Origin of the sequence: Oerskovia sp. USHLN155 (genome assembly GCF_037145535.1) — a bacterium.
Lineage (GTDB): Bacteria > Actinomycetota > Actinomycetes > Actinomycetales > Cellulomonadaceae > Oerskovia > Oerskovia rustica.
Genome location: NZ_JBBCXG010000005.1, coordinates 345834 through 361919, shown reverse-complemented (window position 1 = coordinate 361919; position 16086 = coordinate 345834). Strand labels below are relative to the sequence as shown.

The window sequence follows — 16086 nt, the reverse complement described above, 5'->3', positions numbered from 1 at the left end:
CCATGGGGGCGCGTACCGCGGCCCGCGGGGGCCGGCCTCGGGGCCGTCGGTACCCCGGTGGGCGCTTGGTACCCCCCCCGTCGCCCTCCCCCGCCCACACGGGTCTACCTCGGCGACAGGCACACCGCAGGCTCGGCGACGGGCACCGCAGACTCACATCCCCACCTACCCCGTGTCATAGCGACCTCACAGGTTCGGACGGCTCCATGGAGGAGTTCAGTTCCCCGTCACCTGGAGGTCACCCGTGACCCAGCCCCCACAGCTCGCGCTGTACCTCGTCGACCTGGTCGCCGTGCTCGTCCTGACGTTCGGCCTCTACTTCCCGCGTCATCGGCGCCGTGACCTGGTCGTGGCCTACCTGGGCGTGAACGTGGGCGTCCTGGCGGTCGCGGCGACGCTCGCGAGCAGCACGGTCGGCGCAGGCCTGGGTCTGGGCCTCTTCGGTGTCCTGTCGATCATCCGGCTGCGGTCGACCGAGCTGAGCCAGCACGAGGTCGCGTACTACTTCGCGGCCCTCGCCCTGGGTCTCCTGGGTGGCCTCGGCGCGACGGCGGGCTGGCTCGGTGTCGCGGGCAGCGCCCTGATCCTCGTGGTCATGGCGGTCGCGGACCACCCGCGGCTGCTGCGCCGCCACCGCAGCCAGGTCGTCCTGCTCGACCGCGCCTTCCCCGACGAGGCCGGACTCGTGGCCTACCTCGAGCAGCTCCTGGGGGCGCACGTCCACTCGGCGTCGGTCCAGCGCCTCGACCTCGTGAACGACACGACCCTGGTCGACGTCCGTTTCGAGGTCGCCCCGGGCGGCGGCGTCGCGGCGAGCAGCGCGGGCGACGTCGCGGCAGCCCGCCCCGCCCCCCGGGTGTCGGCATGACCACGCTCCTGCCCGACGGCGCCGCGCCCGACACCCTCGTCGCGCCGCACGCGGGGTTCTCCCCCGTGTCGCTCGACGAGCTCGTCGCCTCGGCGTCGCTCCAGACGCGGATCGACCGCAAGTACGTCCTGCGGCGCGCGGAGGCACGGGCGGTCCTGGCGGACCTCGCCGAGCGGGAGCCGGGCGTGCGGGTGCTCGACGTCGACGGCCGTCGCGAGTTCTCGTACGAGTCGGTGTACTTCGACACCCCGGACCTGACGAGCTTTCACCTGGCGGCGCACCGTCGTCGGCGGCGCTTCAAGGTCCGCACCCGGACGTACCTCGACTCGGGCGAGGCGTGGCTCGAGGTCAAGACGCGGGCCGCGCGCGGCTCGACCGTCAAGGACCGCGTGACGCACGACCTCGCAGGCCGCAGCGAGCTGGGCGAGGGCCGACGCTTCGTGTCCGCGACGCTCGACGCCGCCGCGATCCCCGAGGCGGCCGACCTGCCGCTCGCGGCCGGGCTCGTGACCAGGTACCGGCGGACGACGCTGCTCCTGCCCGGGACGAGGCCCGGGGCGCCCGCGGCTCGCGCGACGCTCGACGCAGGCCTGACGTGGCTGCTCGACGAGGGCACGCCCGCGGGCCGGGCCGCGGCGGTCCCCGACCTCGTGGTCGTCGAGACCAAGACCGGGTCGACGCCGTCGTGCCTCGACCACCTGCTCTGGCGCAGCGGCCACCGGCCGCAGCGCATCTCCAAGTACGGCACGGGTCTGGCGGTCCTGCGCCCCGACCTGCCGAGCACCCCGTGGCGACGTGTCGTCCGCCGCTGGGTCGAACCCTCCCTGACCACCTCTCCCGACAGGAGCACCTGATGCGACTCCGTAGACCCACCACCGTCACGACCGCTGTCCTGACCGCCACGCTCACGGCCGCCGCGCTCGTCGGCTGCTCGGCGGACACGGGCACGAGCACCACCACGAGCGACGCCGCTGCGGCCACGACGGCGTCGACCGCCGTCGCGGGCCTGACCCCCGAGGAGGCCATGGCCGCGAACGCCGACCCGCACTCCTCGGGGGCCGACGACGCGGACCTCTCGTGGGACGAGTCCGAGGAGGTCGCGCTCTCGCTCGACGGCGACTCGGCCCAGGCCGACGGTGACGGCGTGACCGTCGACGGCTCGACCGTCACGATCACCCAGGCCGGCACCTACCGCGTCACGGGCGAGCTGACCGACGGGCAGCTCGTCGTGGCGTCGTCGGGCGACGGCGTGGTGCGGCTCGTGCTCGACGGTGCGAGCGTCACGTCCTCGACCACCTCTGCGCTGGTCGTGGAGGACACCGCGACCGCAGTCGTGGTCCTTGCCGACCGCTCGACGAACCACCTGGAGGCGACCGGGACGACGGTCGACCCCGACCATGACACCGAGACTGACGGCAGCACCGACGAGCCCGACGCAGCCCTGTTCTCCTCGGCCGACCTCACGATCGGCGGCACCGGGTCCCTCGACGTGGTCAGCGCCGCGACGGACGGGATCGTGAGCAAGGACGGCCTGGTGATCGCCGGGGGCGACCTCACGGTCGACGCGGGCGACGACGGCGTCCGCGGCAAGGACTACCTGGTCGTGACCGGCGACGCGTCGGTCACCGTGACCGCGGCGGCCGACGGCCTCAAGTCCACGAACGCCGACGACGAGACCATGGGCTACGTCGCGATCCTCGGCGGGACGGTCGACGTCACGTCGGGCGACGACGGCGTCCAGGCCGAGACCGACGCGATCGTCGCGGACGCGACCGTGAAGATCGCCGCGGCGGGCGGGCCCGGCACGGAGGTCGCCGAGGACGCCTCGGCCAAGGGCATCAAGGGCGACGTGGGGGTCGTGGTCGGCGGCAGCGCGACCGTGGACGCCGCCGCCGCGGACGACGGCCTGCACTCGAACGGTGCCGTGTCGGTCTCCGGCGGGGACGTCACGCTCGCCTCGGGCGACGACGGCGTCCACGCCGACGGCGACCTCACGATCACGGCCGGCACCCTCACCGTCTCGGAGTCGGTCGAGGGCCTCGAAGGGGCCACGATCACGCTCGCGGGCGGCGACGTCCACATCACCGCGTCCGACGACGGCGTGAACGCCGCGGGCGGGAGCAGCACCGACACCACGGGCACCGGCACGGCGCAGGAGGGCCCTGCACCGCAGGACGGCCAGGCACCCGGCGACTTCACTCCCCCGGCCGACGGCGAGCGCCCCACCCTGCCCGACGGCACGGTCCCCGGCGACGGCACGGCCGGCGCTCCCCCGGCCAGGCCCGGCGGTGAGATGCCGTCCGGCGAGATGCCCGACGGCGCAGCCCCCGGCGGGCAGGCGGGTGGCCAGGGCGGCGGCGCACCGGGCGGCGAGGCGGCGGGCGACTACTCGCTCACGATCTCGGGCGGCACGCTCGTGGTCGACGCGGGCGGCGACGGCCTGGACAGCAACGGCTCGCTCGACATCACCGGCGGGACCACCGTGGTCCAGGGGCCGACGAACGCCGGGAACGGCGCGCTCGACGTCAACGGCACGTTCACCGTCTCGGGAGGCACGCTGCTCGCCGCGGGCAGCTCGGGCATGGCCGTGGCCCCCGACACCGACTCGTCGCAGGGCTGGGTCGCCGCGAACCTCGACCAGAGCGCCGCGGCCGGGACCGTGGTCCACGTCCTCGCCGAGGACGGCACGACCCTCGTGTCCTACGAGGTCACCAAGGACACGCAGAACGTCGTCTACTCGTCGCCCGAGATCGAGACGGGAGCCACCTACCTCTTCGAGACCGGCGGGACGCTCGGCACCCCGGACGGCACGGGGCTCTCGTCCGACGGCACCACCGACGGCACGACGCAGGCCGCGAAAGCCGTCGCGGGCGAGTTCGCGGGCGGCGGCATGGGCGGCATGGGCGGCGGCCGCGGGCCCGGCTCGAACGGCTCGACCGACACCTCGGGCGGGACGACCACGAGCGGCGCGTGACGACGTCGGGCGCCTCTCCCCGCACGCGTCAGGGGCGCCGCACCCGAAGGTGCGGCGCCCCTGACCCGTCCCGGACCGACCCGGGACGGTCACGCAGGTGTCAGACCGAGCAGGGCCGACCCGCGTCCCACGCACCCCAGACGTCGCTCCCGGGGACCTCGCCACGGGTCCACCACTGGGCCGTGTGGTTCACGCCAGCACGCGAGACGACCGCGCCGCCCGAGTACGTGGCCTCGAGCGAGAACGCCGGGGCGCACTTGACGACCTCGACCACGGGGGCCGTGCCGCACGGGCCGATCTTCTGCCACGGGCTGCCCGAGGTCGCGGCCGGGGCCGTGCCACGCGTCCACCACTTGGCCTTGTACTCGGCGCCGTCGTGCGAGACGACGTCACCCGAGGTGTAGACGCCCGAGCCGTACCAGGGGGCGGCGCACTGCGCGCCGACCTGCGGGCCGGGGGTCGACGCACGCAGCGTCGCACCGAGGGTCGAGCCGAGCTCGTTCTTGTAGTCGCCCGTGAGGTCCCACCACATGGCGCCGCCGTAGCCCTGGACCGCCAGCCACTCGGCCTTCGCGTTCACGGACGCCTTGTCGTCGTAGCTCCACCACTGGTCGCCGTCGTAGCGCCACGAGGCGCCGATCTTCGGGTCGAAGTACGCCTTGCCGACGGTGCGCAGCTCGGCGTACGTCTTGGTGCCGATGTAGCCCGCGGCAGGCTTCCAGCCCGCGCTGCCGTCCGCGACGCCGTACCAGCCGTGGCCGTAGGCCGCGAGGCCCGCGTTGAGCTGCTGCGGGTCCGCGCCCGCGTTGACGTACATGCCCATCGCCCCGTCGAGGCCGAGGCCCCAGTTCTCGGTGCCGTCCGGGTGCAGGTTGCCCTGGTGGCCGGTCTTGTTCGGGACCCAGCCGCCGTGGAAGTCGTAGCCCTGGACGTTGAGGAAGTCGACCACCGCGAAGAGACGCGGGTCGAGCCATCCACCCTGGCCGGCGTTCCAGCCACCCGCGGGGGCGAAGCCCGTCAGCAGGTAGTCCTGGCCGTCCTGCGCGCCCAGCGCGTCGAGCGAGGTGCGGAACTCCTCCATGAGGAGCAGGAAGTTCTCCTTGTCCTCGGGGCGGGCGTTCGCCGTCTCGCCCCCGGTGACGGGCCACTCCCAGTCGATGTCGATGCCGTCGAAGATGCCGGCCGCGGCACCCGGGCCGCCCTTGTCACCGATCTGGGGCAGGTTGCCCCGGATGTAGATGTCGAGGCACGAGTTCACGAGCTTCGTGCGCCCCTCGGCCGTGGACGCGGCCTCGGAGAAGTTGTCCGACCAGGTCCAGCCGCCGAGCGACACGAGGATCTTGGTGTCGGGGCTGACGGCCTTGAGCTTGCGGAGCTGGTTGAAGTTGCCCGCGAGCGCCTGGCCGGCCTTGTCGGCCTTGCCGTCGACGGACTGGTTGGCGGGCACGAGGCGCAGGAAGTCGTTCTGCGCGTCGCCCTCGCCGGGCACCTGGTTGATGTCGCACACGAGGTCGGTCGTGACGTTGCCGAACGCGTAGTTGAGGTGGGTCAGGTCCTTGATCGCGCCGGTCGACACGAGGTTCGCGACGTGGAAGTTGCGCGTGATCGGGCCGTCGGCCATGAAGTAGCCGACGCTGCGGTAGCCGTTGATGTCGTCAGGGCCTGCGGACGACGAGGTCGCGGCGGGCTTGGCAGTGGTGGCGGCCTGGGTTGCCGGTGCCACCACGACGGATGCGGCGAGGACCGCGGCTGCGGCGATCGCCACCGGCGCGAGCCGGCGTCTGGGTGTGTCTTGCATGTGAGGGCCTCGTTGCTCTCCTCCGGGCACGCCCGGAACTTTGTTCGGACGCCTCGCACAGTAGACCCGAAAGGAACCTTTGCCAAGGGTCTTAACCAATGCGAGGGCGTGTTGAGCGGTAAGCCCGATTTGCCCCTTGGACGGGTGTCCTACTCGGTGCTTTTCCGCGGCATGTCCTCGGCGCACTTCAAGGGCGCCCGGTCCACCCGTCCCGCCCCCGCCCACCCGGGCGCCGCACCTCACACCGCTCCTTGTGGAACCGCTCCTGCGGCCGTCGTACGCTCGGATCGTGCCCCCGCAGACCCCCGAGACCCCAGCGACCGGCCCCACGATCGACGACGTCGTCCACCTGCTGCGCGGCAAGCGGCTCACCGCCCTGACGGGCGCGGGCATCTCGACCGACTCCGGCATCCCCGACTACCGCGGGCCGGACTCCCCGCCCCGCAACCCCATGACGTACCAGCAGTTCGTCGGGGACGAGGCGTTCCGTCGCCACTACTGGGCGCGCAACCACGTGGGCTGGCAGCGCGTGCACCGCACGCACCCCAACGCCGGGCACAAGGCCCTGGTCCGGCTCGAGGAGCGCGGCGTCCTCGAGGGGATCATCACGCAGAACGTCGACCTGCTCCACGAGGACGCGGGCTCGCGCAACGTCATCGACCTCCACGGCCGCTACGACCGCGTGATCTGCCTGTCCTGCGCGCGCGTCATCTCGCGCGAGCACCTGGCCGACCGGCTCACCGAGCTCAACCCGCACTTCCTGGAGAGCATCGGCGACCTCGACGACGTCGAGACCGCCCCCGACGCCGACGCCGTGATCGAGTCGACCGCCCACTTCGTGCCCGCCGCGTGCGAGTTCTGCGGCGGCATGCTCAAGCCGGAGATCGTGTATTTCGGCGAGAACGTGCCGCGCGAGCGGGTCGAGCGGGCCTACGCGATGGTCGACGCCTCCGACGCGCTGCTCGTCGCCGGCTCGTCGCTGACCGTCCTGAGCGGGCTCCGGTTCGTCAAGCACGCGGTGAAGACCGACAAGCCCGTCGTGATAGTCAACCGCGGCGCGACCCGGGGCGACCCGCTCGCCACGATCAAGCTCGAGGCCGGAGTGTCCGAGACGCTCGAGGAGCTCGCGGACAGGCTCTGACGTCGGCGGGCGGCTCGGCCGAGGGCCGGGCGGCGGTCCGTGGGCCGCTCAGCGCTGCGTCTCGAAGAACTCCCGGATGAGGTCGCCGCACTCGACGTCGCGGATGCCGCCGACGACCTCGACGCGGTGGGGGTTGCGGCGGTCGCGCACGATGTCCCACACGGACCCGCACGCGCCGGCCTTGGGGTCCCACGCTCCGAGCACGAGGCGCTCGACGCGCGCGAGCGTGGTCGCCCCCGCGCACATCGCACAGGGTTCGAGCGTCACGACGAGCGTGCACCCCTCGAGGCGCCACGAGCCGAGCGTTGCCGCGGCCTGGCGCAGCGCGAGGACCTCGGCGTGGGCGGTGGGGTCGCCGATCTCCTCGCGCCGGTTGCGGCCGAGGCCGAGCAGCCGTCCGTCGGGCCCGACGACGAGCGCCCCGATGGGCACGTCGCCCGTGGCGAGGGCGTGGGTCGCCTCGTGCAGCGCGAGCCCCATGAGCTCGTCCCACACCGCGCGGCGGGCCGCGACGGTGTCGGGCGGGAACGTTCCGGTCGCCCAGGGCAGGTCGAGCCCGACGGGACCGGGCTCTGCGGCGGGGGCGACGTCGTCGGGGACCATGCTCCCGAGGCTACCGGGCGGTACGCTCGAACCATGCGCCTGCACGTCGCCGACCACCCGCTGGTCGCCCACAAGCTCACCGTCCTTCGCAACAAGGACACCGCCTCCCCGACCTTCCGCCTCCTGGTGGACGAGCTCGTGACCCTGCTGGCCTACGAGGCGACGCGGGACGTCCGGGTCGAGCCCCACGAGGTCGAGACCCCGGTCACCACGACGGTCGGGGTCCGCATCGCCGAGCCGCGCCCGCTCGTCGTCCCCATCCTGCGCGCAGGCCTGGGGATGCTCGAGGGCATGACCCGCCTGCTGCCCACGGCCGAGGTCGGCTTCCTCGGGATGCAGCGCGACGAGGAGACTCTCGAAGCGGTCACCTACGCGAACCGCCTCCCGGACGACCTGACGGGTCGCCACGTGTTCCTGCTCGACCCCATGCTCGCGACCGGCGGGACGCTCGTCGCGGCGATCGACTACGTGTTCGAGCGCGGCGCGCGCGACGTCACGGCCGTGTGCCTGCTCGCGGCCCCCGAGGGCATCGAGGTCCTCGAGAAGGCGGTCGGCGACCGTGTCGACGTCCAGCTCGTCGTGGCCGCGGTGGACGAGCGGCTCGACGAGAAGGCGTACATCGTGCCGGGCCTGGGCGACGCGGGCGACCGCCTCTACGGCGTGGTCTGAGACCAGCGCCCTCGTGGGCGCGGGGTGACCGGTCCGCCGCGTCGCCCGCGCCCACGATGCCCGACGGCGTCGCGTCCGTCCCATATTCGCGTCTCACCCCGTGAGATTCTTGGCGCTTGCCCTTGGCGACCCCCCGTGTCGCTGCCATGCTCGCCACGTGACCTCCTCGCTGACCTGCCGAGGCGCCGACCGGCGTCCGAGCGTCAGCGTGCCCTCCAGCGTCTGTTGTCCGGCCTGACTCCCTCAGCCCCCTGACAACCCCTGCCGACCGTCGTCGGCGCCGCTCCGGCCCAGGCCGTCGAGCGGGAACCCTGGAGCATCTCATGGCCACCCTGACCCAGAAGACCCCTCGCCCGCACGCACCCCACCGTCGCACCCACCCCGGCTTCGTCCTGTACGTCGGGGTCGACGCCGCGACCGGGGAGCACCCGCAGGCCGAGCTCGTCGAGCTCGCCGAGGCCCTCGGCGAGCTGGCCCGCGAGTGGCTGCCCGAGGCCGAGACCTACACGGCCCTGACCCTGTCGGAGCCCGCGACGGACCGCCACGAGCACCTCGTCGACGAAGGGCGCCGCAAGGCGCGCGGCCGCAGCGCCGCCCGCCGGGCAGAGATCCCCGTCCCTGCACCGGACCTCGCCCCGCTCGGCGACGTCGAGGCGTTCCGCGACCGGCTCGCGGCCCTGTCGCCGTTCCCGCGGGTCGTCATCGACCCGGCGAGCCGCCGCGTGACCGTCGACGGCTCCGAGCAGCGGCTCACCCACAAGGAGTTCGAGCTCCTGACGCACCTGTCCCGGTCGGCGCACCGCGTCGTGACCAGGGACGAGCTCCTGTCGACCGTCTGGGGTGCCGACGCGGTGCGTGACGGCAGCCGGACCATCGACGTCCACGTGCGCCGCCTGCGCGAGAAGCTCGGGCTCCAGCACGTCATCTCGACCGTCCGCGGGCTCGGCTACCGGTTCGACCCGCAGACCCACGTCGTCCTCAGGGGCTCGGGGGACGCCGCCTGAGGACCAGTGCTGCCGGGTCGCACGCTCGTGGTCTCGTGGGGGGATCCCGTCCGGCCCGGCAGCACGAACCCCGCCGGACGGGCGCGCGACGAGTTTGGTCGAGCGCCCCCGGCAGGGTTGGATGAGGGCGTCCGCCCGCCCCGTCCTGTGAGGTCTCCGCCGCCGTGCCTGCGCCCCGTCCTGTCGCCCGTCCCCTCGCGGGCCTGATCGGGGCGGTCGCCTCGGTCGGCCTCCTGTCGGGATGCGTGGGCACCGAGGTCGCCGCGGTACCCGCGCAGGTGCGCGAGCCCTTGATCACCCGTGACGCGGCCACGACGCTGTTCGCCTCGCTCTCCACGACGCGCAACGCAGCGAACGCGGCCCGCGACGGCGGCGCCCTCGCGACCATCGAGGCGGGGCCCGTCCTGCGGTCGTCGACGTTCGCCTTCGCCGCACAGACCGCACAGGCAGCGGCTCCCGTCGCACCCCACACGTCGGTGCCGGGGACGCTCGCCGCCCCGGCGGCCGGGACCGCGGACTGGTTCTACTCCCTGCGCGCACCCGGGGACCCTGCGGCGTCGGACGGCGAGTTCGTCGAGTCCACGCTCTTCACGCGCGCGTCCGCGGACGCGCCGTGGCTGCTGACCTACCAGCTCGCGACCGACCCGGCCGTAGCCCTCCCGCAACCCTCGCTCGTAGGGGGCTCCGCCGTCGGGCCCGACGACGGTGCCCTCGCCCGCGGGGCCGCCGCGCTCGAGGACGTGCTCGCCTTCGCCCGCACCGGCCAGGCCGCCCCCGCACTCGACGTCGCCGACGCCGACCAGCTCGGGACCGCCCACACCCAGGGCTTCCCCGTCGCCGACCTGACCCCCGAGAGCGGGACCGAGGACCGCTCGTGCGCGTACGAGGCCCCCGACGCCGCCTGGCTCGCGTCCGCCGACGGGGTCTTCGCCCTCGCATCGGTCGAGTGCACGCAGTCCGTGACGCTCACCGGTGGGTGGACCGCGCCCACCCCGACGACCGGCGCGCTCGGGACCGTCCCGCCCGGTGCCCGCCTGTCGGCGTGGACCGTCACGCAGACCGTCACGGTCCTCGTCGAGGCGCACGACGACGGCACGTCCCGGGTGGTCGGCTCCCGGCTGCGCCCGGTCCGGACGGACGTCACACTCGCCCCGTGACCCCGGTCGCTGCGGACACCAGGGGCTCGGCGTAGGTTCGGTCCATGAGCGACACCACCGGTTCGAATCCCGTCCCCCGCGGCTGGAAGCGCCGCGGCCCGCACTTCACCGACCGTATTGCCGCGGACAGCACCTCGGCGCCCGGTGGGCAGGGCGACGACCACGGCCGGTGGCCCGTCGAGCCCGGCCGCTACCGGCTCGTCGCGAGCCTCGCGTGCCCGTGGGCGCACCGCTCGATCATCGTGCGCCGGCTGCTCGGGCTCGAGAACGCGATCTCGCTGGGCGTCGTCGACCCGATCCAGGACTCCCGTTCGTGGCGCTTCACCCTCGACCGTGACGGGGTCGACCCCGAGCTCGGCTCCCACTTCCTCGCCGAGCACTACCTCGCGCGCGACCCCGAGGACGACGGCGGCGTGAGCGTGCCCGCGATCGTCGACGTCCCCTCGCGCCTGCTCGTCACCAACGACTACCCGCAGATCACGCTCGACCTGTCGACCGAGTGGACCGCGTACCACCGGCCCGGCGCCCCCGACCTCTACCCCGAGGCGTGGCGCGACGAGATCGACGACGTCGCCGAGAAGGTCTACCTCGACGTCAACAACGGCGTGTACCGCGCCGGGTTCGCCGACTCGCAGGAGAAGTACGACAGGGCGTACGGGATCCTCTTCGAGCGCCTCGACTGGCTCTCCGACCGGTTGTCCGAGCGCCGCTACCTCGTCGGCGACCACATCACCGAGGCAGACGTGCGCCTCTTCACGACGCTCGTGCGGTTCGACGCGGTCTACCACGGGCACTTCAAGACCAACCGCAACAAGATCACCGAGGACAAGGTCCTGTGGGGGTACGTACGCGACCTGTACCAGACGCCCGGGTTCGGCGACACCGTGAACTTCGAGCACATCAAGCACCACTACTACCGGGTGCACTCCCAGCTCAACCCGAGCGGGATCGTGCCCGACGGCCCCGACCTGTCCGGCTGGCTCATACCGCACGGGCGCGAGGCGCTCGGCGGTTCACCCTTCGGTGACGGCAGCGCACCCACCGCGGCCACGGACCTCGCGTCCTACCACCTCGCACCTCTCGCGGTGCCCGTCGAGGGCGAGCCCCGGGCAGCGCAGCCCAGGGACTGACGCGGCGAGCTCGGCCGTCCGGACCGACGAGGAGGGACCCCGGCGTCGCACCGGGGCCCCTCCTCGTCGGTCGTGCGCCGAGCCGTCGCTCAGCCGCGGCTCTCGTCGCGCCAGAAGTACGCACCGAACGCGGAGTCCGGGACGACCGAGACGCTCCACGCCGTCGCGATGTAGTTCCGGCCCTCGTACGCGACGCGGTCGCCCACCCGGTAGGCCTCGGTCCAGTGCCAGGTCGGCAGGCAGGTCTGCCCCGCGACCTCGAACGTCCACGAGTGGCCGGAGTCTGCCACAACGCGGTACGTCGCGCCGCGCTCGGGCACGTTCGGCACCTTGAGCTGGACCCGCTTCTGGTCCTGCACCACCCGGTGCGTCTCGGGCGCGACCACACCGTTCACCTCGACGTGGAACGTGACGGCCGCGGTCGAGGCGATGTTGTCGTACACGAACGTCACCGGCCGGTACGACTGCTGCTCGTTGTCCTCGAAGTAGCAGACGCCCAGGATCGGGGGGCCCACCGTCGGCGCGAACACGTCGTAGCGCGCGGCCTCGTACTTGGCGGTCACGGTGTTGCTGCGGGCCACCCCGTCAGCGGTGACCGACTGCTGGAACTGGACGGTCCCGGCGGGGAGCCGGGTGACGCCGGTCGGCAGGAAGAACTCCTGGGTGGCCCCGGCCGGGACGTCGACGGCCGCTCCCGCGAAGCCGTACGTCGGCGAGTACATGCGCACCCGCACGGTGCCCGGTGACGTGTTGGTGTACGTGCCGACGATACGGACCGACTTGTCGGCCGCCTCCGCACGGGCGCTCTGCGTCGCCGACCAGCTCGGGACGTAGCAGCTCGCCGCAGGGATCGACTGGCTCGCGACCTGCCGTCCGTCGGCCGAGACCGTGAACGTGGCGCCCTGGTACCCGGCCGACGCCATGACCGGGACGACCTTGCCCGGGGCCACGACCTGCGCGAGGTCGTCGCGGCCCGCGACCGTGAACTGCACCGGCAACGTCGAGGACGAGTTGTCGAAGGTGAGCGACACGGAGGTCGCGGAGGCGTGCGCGGCCGGGTCGTAGGCGCACTGCCCGGCCGCGACCGTGGCCTTCGGCGCGATCACCGCGCGGTCGAACGTGGCGACGACCTCACCCTGGTACCCCTTGCCCGTGGCGCCGGTCTCCGTGACCCACCGGTACTGGCGGAAGGTGACCTTCCCTGCGTCGAGGGACTGGCGGCCGGTGTCGATCGTGAACGAGCCCGTCTGCCCCGCGGCCAGCGTGACCTTCTCGGAGTCCTTCGTGCCCAGGCCCGCCGGCGCGAGCATCCGCACGTCCATCGCCTCGGCCGTCGTGTTCACGACCGTGCCGGTCAGACGCACCTGACCACCCACGTTCTCCGCAGCGACCGACACCTCCTGCGACCACTGCGGCACGTAGCAGCTCTCGCCATGGAGCGTGAACGACTCGGCGACCCGACCGTCCACCAGGACCGTGAACTCGTGCGCACCCAGCCCGCGCAGCAGACCGGGTGCGGTCACCGTCGCCTTCTCGCCCGCGGCGACGACCGTGCGCAGACCGTCCTGACCGGCCACGTCGAACTCGACCGGCAGCGTCGAGGCCGAGTTGTCGAACGAGAACACGACGTCGGCGACCGAGGTCCGCGACCCGAGGTCGAACACGCACTGGCCCACCGTGGGCGCCGCCGCCTGGGGCGCGATCCGTGCCCCGGCATGGCCGACCGTGAGGTGCTGGTCGTACTCGCCCGGGTCCCCGTCGGCGTCGGGGACAGAGAGGTGCTGACGCACGACCACGTCACCCGAGGCGAGGGCCTGCTCCCCGGTCGACCGGAAGAACGTCGCGCTCTCGCCCGGGTCGATCATGGCCGTCCCTCGGGAGGCCTCCTCTGCGCCCACCGGCGTCATGTCGTCGACCTGGATCGCCAGAGGACGACCGGTCGAGTTGGTGACGACCGCCTCGAGACGGACCGATCCCGCCTCGTTGCTGGTGTGCGTCGTGACGTCGGCGCCCGACAGCCACTGCGGGACGAAGCAGTCCTTGGCAGGGACGCCGGCCACGGGGACCTTCCGCGTGAACTCACGCGCGTCGACCGTGGTCACGAGCGTCAGGGACGCCGAGGCGTCCTTCGGGACGCGCAGGTCGTGAGGCACCTCGAGCTGCGTGGTGGCACCGCGGGGCAGGGACGCCGTCCGAGAGTTCGCGTCGTCGACGCCGAGGGTCACCCGGAGGTCGTCGTAGGACGTCGTGTTGGCGACGCCCTTCAGCACGACCGTCGCGGCGCCGTCGACGCACTGGGCGGCGAACGTGGCACCGGCGGCGACCTTGTCCGCACCGGCCCAGGGCTCGCCGACCGTGAGCTCTGCGCTCGCGGAGTCCTTCAGCGTCCGGCCGGCCGAGGTCGTGGTCGCGGAGAACGAGAGCCCGGCCGTGGTCGCCTCGGCCCCGTCTCCCGCGAGAAGCAGGACGTCGAGGGATACCGGCGGGCCGTATGTCTGGCTCCCGTCGGGAGCCACGAGGGCCGCACCGCCAGTCGGCGTGCACCTCAGGGAGGCGTCCCCCGGTGAGCAGGTCCACCCGGAGTCCAGGGGCTTCGCAGTGACGCCTGCGGGCAGGTCGCCCACGAAGAACGCCACGCCCTGGGCGTCGACGTCACCGGTGTTGCGAGCCGTGAGCCGGACCGAGGTCGCGCCAGGGTTCACGAGCGGGCCGACGGTCGGCGTCACCAGGTCGATCTCGGCGCCGTACGAGGGCACGGGCGCCGGCACGTACTCCTTCTTGACGGGGGTCAGGCCCTTGCCGTGCACCGTGCCACCGAACGTGTAGGTCCCGCCGCGCGAGGCCTGGACGGTGATGACGAGGTCCGTCGTCTCTCCGGGAGAGAGCACCCCGACCGAGCACGTGACGAGCGACGACCCGTCGGCCTGCAGCGACGCCGGGCCGCACGGCAGCGCCGCGAGCCGGATCGTCGGGACGACGCCCCGGCCCGCGGTGACCGCGGAGGTCACGACCGAGACGTTCGGCGGGAGCGTCACGTCGACGACGACCTCCTCGGCGGACGTGCCGCCGGAGTTGGACGCAGTGAGCGTCAGGTCCTCGGGGTCCCGGGGAGCGAGCGTGAGGGGCGCGAACGCAAGGTCGAGAGACGCCGGGGTCGGCGGGTCCACGGGGACGACGGGATCCGGACCGGGGACGACGGGGGCGACGGGGGTCAACGGGAACGTCGGCGGCACGAGGGGCGTCGTCGGCTCGCCCTGACCGGCCGGCGCCGTGCCGGAACCTGCGGCCGCGTCGCCGTTCGAGGCCGGCGCTGCGGGGTTCGTGTCGGCGGGCGCCTCAGCGAGCGGCACGGTGTTCGCCGGGGACGTGGGGTCCCCGCTCGGAGGTGCCGACGGCTCGCCCGTCGGAGCGCTCGTGGGAGCGCCCGACGGCGACGTCGAGGCTGACGGGTCGGGGCTGGCGCCCGCACTCGGAGGCGGTTCGGACGAGAAGCCACCGGACACGGCGACGACGCCCGCACCGACGGCCGCGACCGCAACGACCCCCACTGCGGCGGCGATCAGAGGCGATGCGGCGATGAAGGCCGCCAGGCCGGTCGCACCGGCCGCAGCAGCTGCCCCCGTGCCGGCCGCGGCGCTCGCGCCGACAGCCGCAGCCGCGCCGAGCCCACCGCTCGTGGCGGCCGCACCGGCCGCCGCAGCGCCTCCCATGGCCCCCGTCCCCGCAGCCCCTCCGGCGGCGCCGGTACCGGCCGCAGCCCCGCTGCCACCTGCGGCGGCTCCGGAACCGGCGGCACCGGAACCAGAGGCCCCGGCCGCACCGCTCCCCGCGCTGCCGCTCGCACCGCTCGCGGCCCCCGTCGCACCGGCGGCACCGGCCCCGACGGCTGCACCACCCGTGAGCGGGAGAGCCGTCCCGACCAGGCCCAGCGCAGCGACCCCGAAGACCAGCGGGGCGATGACGGCGCGCATGCCGTGCGAGACGTCGCCGAGCTCGAGCACGAGCGCCCGGCACTCGCCGCACTCCTCGAGGTGCGCGTCGACCTTGGCGGTCTCCCGCTTCGCGAGCCCACCACGGACGTAGGAGCCGAGGAGGGGGTTGACGTTCTCGCACCCTGCGCTGCTCGCGCCCGTCAGGTGCTGCTGGAGGTAGGCCTGGCGCAGCCCCTCCCGGGCACGGTAGGCGAGCGCCGAGACGCCGTTGGCCGTGAGCCCGAGCAGAGGGGCGATCTGGGCCGGGTTCATCTCCTCGACCTCGGTGTACCAGAGCACGGCCTGCCAACGCTCCGGCAGCCCCTGGTAGGCCTTGGTCACGACGGACCGTTCGAAGCCCTGGAGCGTGGGGTCCTCGGTCGAGGCCATGGGCCCGAACGCGCTCTCGAACGTCTCGATGTCGTCGGTGGGCTGCGTGCGTCGGCCCGCGTTCGACAGGTCGTAGGACAGGCGCCGGACGACGGTGAAGAGGTAGGCACGGAACGTGACGTCGGGCCCGCCCCCCGACTGCAGGATGCCGAGGACCTTGGCAAAGGCCTCCGAGACCATGTCGTCGGCGTCGGACCCCGAGCGCACGTACTGGCGCGCGACCGTGCGTGCCGCCGCGGCGTGCCGCTCGTACAGCGCACCGAACGCCGCGTAGTCACCTCCGCGGACGGCGGTGATCAGCTCGGCATCGCTCGTCGGGGCGTCGTCCCTCGACGTGTCGACCTGCGTCATGCCCCTACCGCCTCTGACTCCGCCTCATCA

11 protein-coding genes are annotated in these 16086 nt (G+C 73.4%); 8 read left to right on the top strand and 3 right to left on the bottom strand.

Features of this window, described 5'->3' with window-relative positions:
- Positions 1 to 244: 244 nt before the first annotated feature.
- Genes WFH32_RS09565 through WFH32_RS09555 form a run of 3 tightly spaced genes read left to right on the top strand, consistent with a single transcriptional unit; the run spans position 245 to position 3842 of the window.
- Complete coding sequence (locus WFH32_RS09565) at positions 245 to 868, top strand: DUF4956 domain-containing protein (RefSeq protein ID WP_336707147.1); 624 nt, start codon at positions 245 to 247, stop codon at positions 866 to 868.
- Positions 865 to 1722 carry a polyphosphate polymerase domain-containing protein gene (locus WFH32_RS09560; protein WP_336707146.1) on the top strand — a complete coding sequence of 286 codons (858 nt, stop codon included), beginning with the start codon at positions 865 to 867 and terminating at the stop codon, positions 1720 to 1722. The genes WFH32_RS09565 and WFH32_RS09560 overlap by 4 nt, the downstream gene beginning before the upstream one ends.
- Positions 1722 to 3842 carry a carbohydrate-binding domain-containing protein gene (locus WFH32_RS09555; protein WP_336707144.1) on the top strand — a complete coding sequence of 707 codons (2121 nt, stop codon included), beginning with the start codon at positions 1722 to 1724 and terminating at the stop codon, positions 3840 to 3842. Before WFH32_RS09560 ends, WFH32_RS09555 begins: the two co-directional genes overlap by 1 nt.
- A 100-nt stretch (positions 3843 to 3942) precedes the next feature.
- Here the strand turns inward: WFH32_RS09555 and WFH32_RS09550 are convergent, their stop codons facing one another.
- A complete protein-coding gene (locus tag WFH32_RS09550) occupies positions 3943 to 5640 on the bottom strand; it encodes a glycosyl hydrolase family 18 protein (protein WP_336707142.1) in 1698 nt (565 codons plus the stop codon).
- 289 nt (positions 5641 to 5929) lie between these two features.
- Between WFH32_RS09550 and WFH32_RS09545 the strand changes: the two genes are divergently transcribed.
- Entirely contained in the window at positions 5930 to 6781 is an 852-nt protein-coding gene (locus WFH32_RS09545; RefSeq protein WP_318244232.1) for an NAD-dependent protein deacetylase, read from the top strand.
- 48 nt (positions 6782 to 6829) lie between these two features.
- Here the strand turns inward: WFH32_RS09545 and WFH32_RS09540 are convergent, their stop codons facing one another.
- Positions 6830 to 7261, bottom strand: coding sequence for a nucleoside deaminase (locus WFH32_RS09540; RefSeq protein WP_030153537.1), 432 nt, complete (start codon positions 7259 to 7261; stop codon positions 6830 to 6832).
- A 156-nt stretch (positions 7262 to 7417) separates the two neighbouring features.
- Here WFH32_RS09540 and upp point away from each other — a divergent pair, with 156 nt between their 5' ends.
- The 4 genes from upp to WFH32_RS09520 all read left to right on the top strand — a co-directional run bounded on the left by upp (position 7418) and on the right by WFH32_RS09520 (position 11344).
- On the top strand, positions 7418 to 8053 hold the full coding sequence (upp, locus tag WFH32_RS09535) for a uracil phosphoribosyltransferase (RefSeq protein ID WP_138822549.1): 636 nt from the start codon (positions 7418 to 7420) through the stop codon (positions 8051 to 8053).
- Between the two features lie 323 nt (positions 8054 to 8376).
- On the top strand, positions 8377 to 9057 hold the full coding sequence (locus tag WFH32_RS09530; protein ID WP_336707137.1) for a winged helix-turn-helix domain-containing protein: 681 nt from the start codon (positions 8377 to 8379) through the stop codon (positions 9055 to 9057).
- Positions 9058 to 9221: 164 nt separating this feature from the next.
- Positions 9222 to 10214, top strand: a complete 993-nt coding sequence (locus WFH32_RS09525; protein WP_336707136.1) for a hypothetical protein — start codon at positions 9222 to 9224, stop codon at positions 10212 to 10214.
- A gap of 44 nt (positions 10215 to 10258) precedes the next feature.
- A complete protein-coding gene (locus WFH32_RS09520) occupies positions 10259 to 11344 on the top strand; it encodes a glutathione S-transferase family protein (protein ID WP_336707135.1) in 1086 nt (361 codons plus the stop codon).
- 89 nt (positions 11345 to 11433) lie between these two features.
- On the opposite strand, the gene WFH32_RS09515 is transcribed toward WFH32_RS09520, so the two are convergent.
- Entirely contained in the window at positions 11434 to 16056 is a 4623-nt protein-coding gene (locus tag WFH32_RS09515; RefSeq protein WP_336707134.1) for a sigma-70 family RNA polymerase sigma factor, read from the bottom strand.
- Positions 16057 to 16086: the final 30 nt, after the last annotated feature.

Excerpts from the sequence above, each read along its gene's own strand:
- WFH32_RS09560 (WP_336707146.1), top strand. The coding sequence starts at position 865 with ATGACCACGCTCCTGCCCGACGGCGCCGCGCCCGACACCCTCGTCGCG.
- WFH32_RS09555 (WP_336707144.1), top strand. The coding sequence starts at position 1,722 with ATGCGACTCCGTAGACCCACCACCGTCACGACCGCTGTCCTGACCGCC.
- WFH32_RS09550 (WP_336707142.1), bottom strand. The coding sequence starts at position 5,640 with ATGCAAGACACACCCAGACGCCGGCTCGCGCCGGTGGCGATCGCCGCA.
- WFH32_RS09540 (WP_030153537.1), bottom strand. The coding sequence starts at position 7,261 with ATGGGGCTCGCGCTGCACGAGGCGACCCACGCCCTCGCCACGGGCGAC.
- upp (WP_138822549.1), top strand. The coding sequence starts at position 7,418 with ATGCGCCTGCACGTCGCCGACCACCCGCTGGTCGCCCACAAGCTCACC.
- WFH32_RS09530 (WP_336707137.1), top strand. The coding sequence starts at position 8,377 with ATGGCCACCCTGACCCAGAAGACCCCTCGCCCGCACGCACCCCACCGT.
- WFH32_RS09520 (WP_336707135.1), top strand. The coding sequence starts at position 10,259 with ATGAGCGACACCACCGGTTCGAATCCCGTCCCCCGCGGCTGGAAGCGC.
- WFH32_RS09515 (WP_336707134.1), bottom strand. The coding sequence starts at position 16,056 with ATGACGCAGGTCGACACGTCGAGGGACGACGCCCCGACGAGCGATGCC.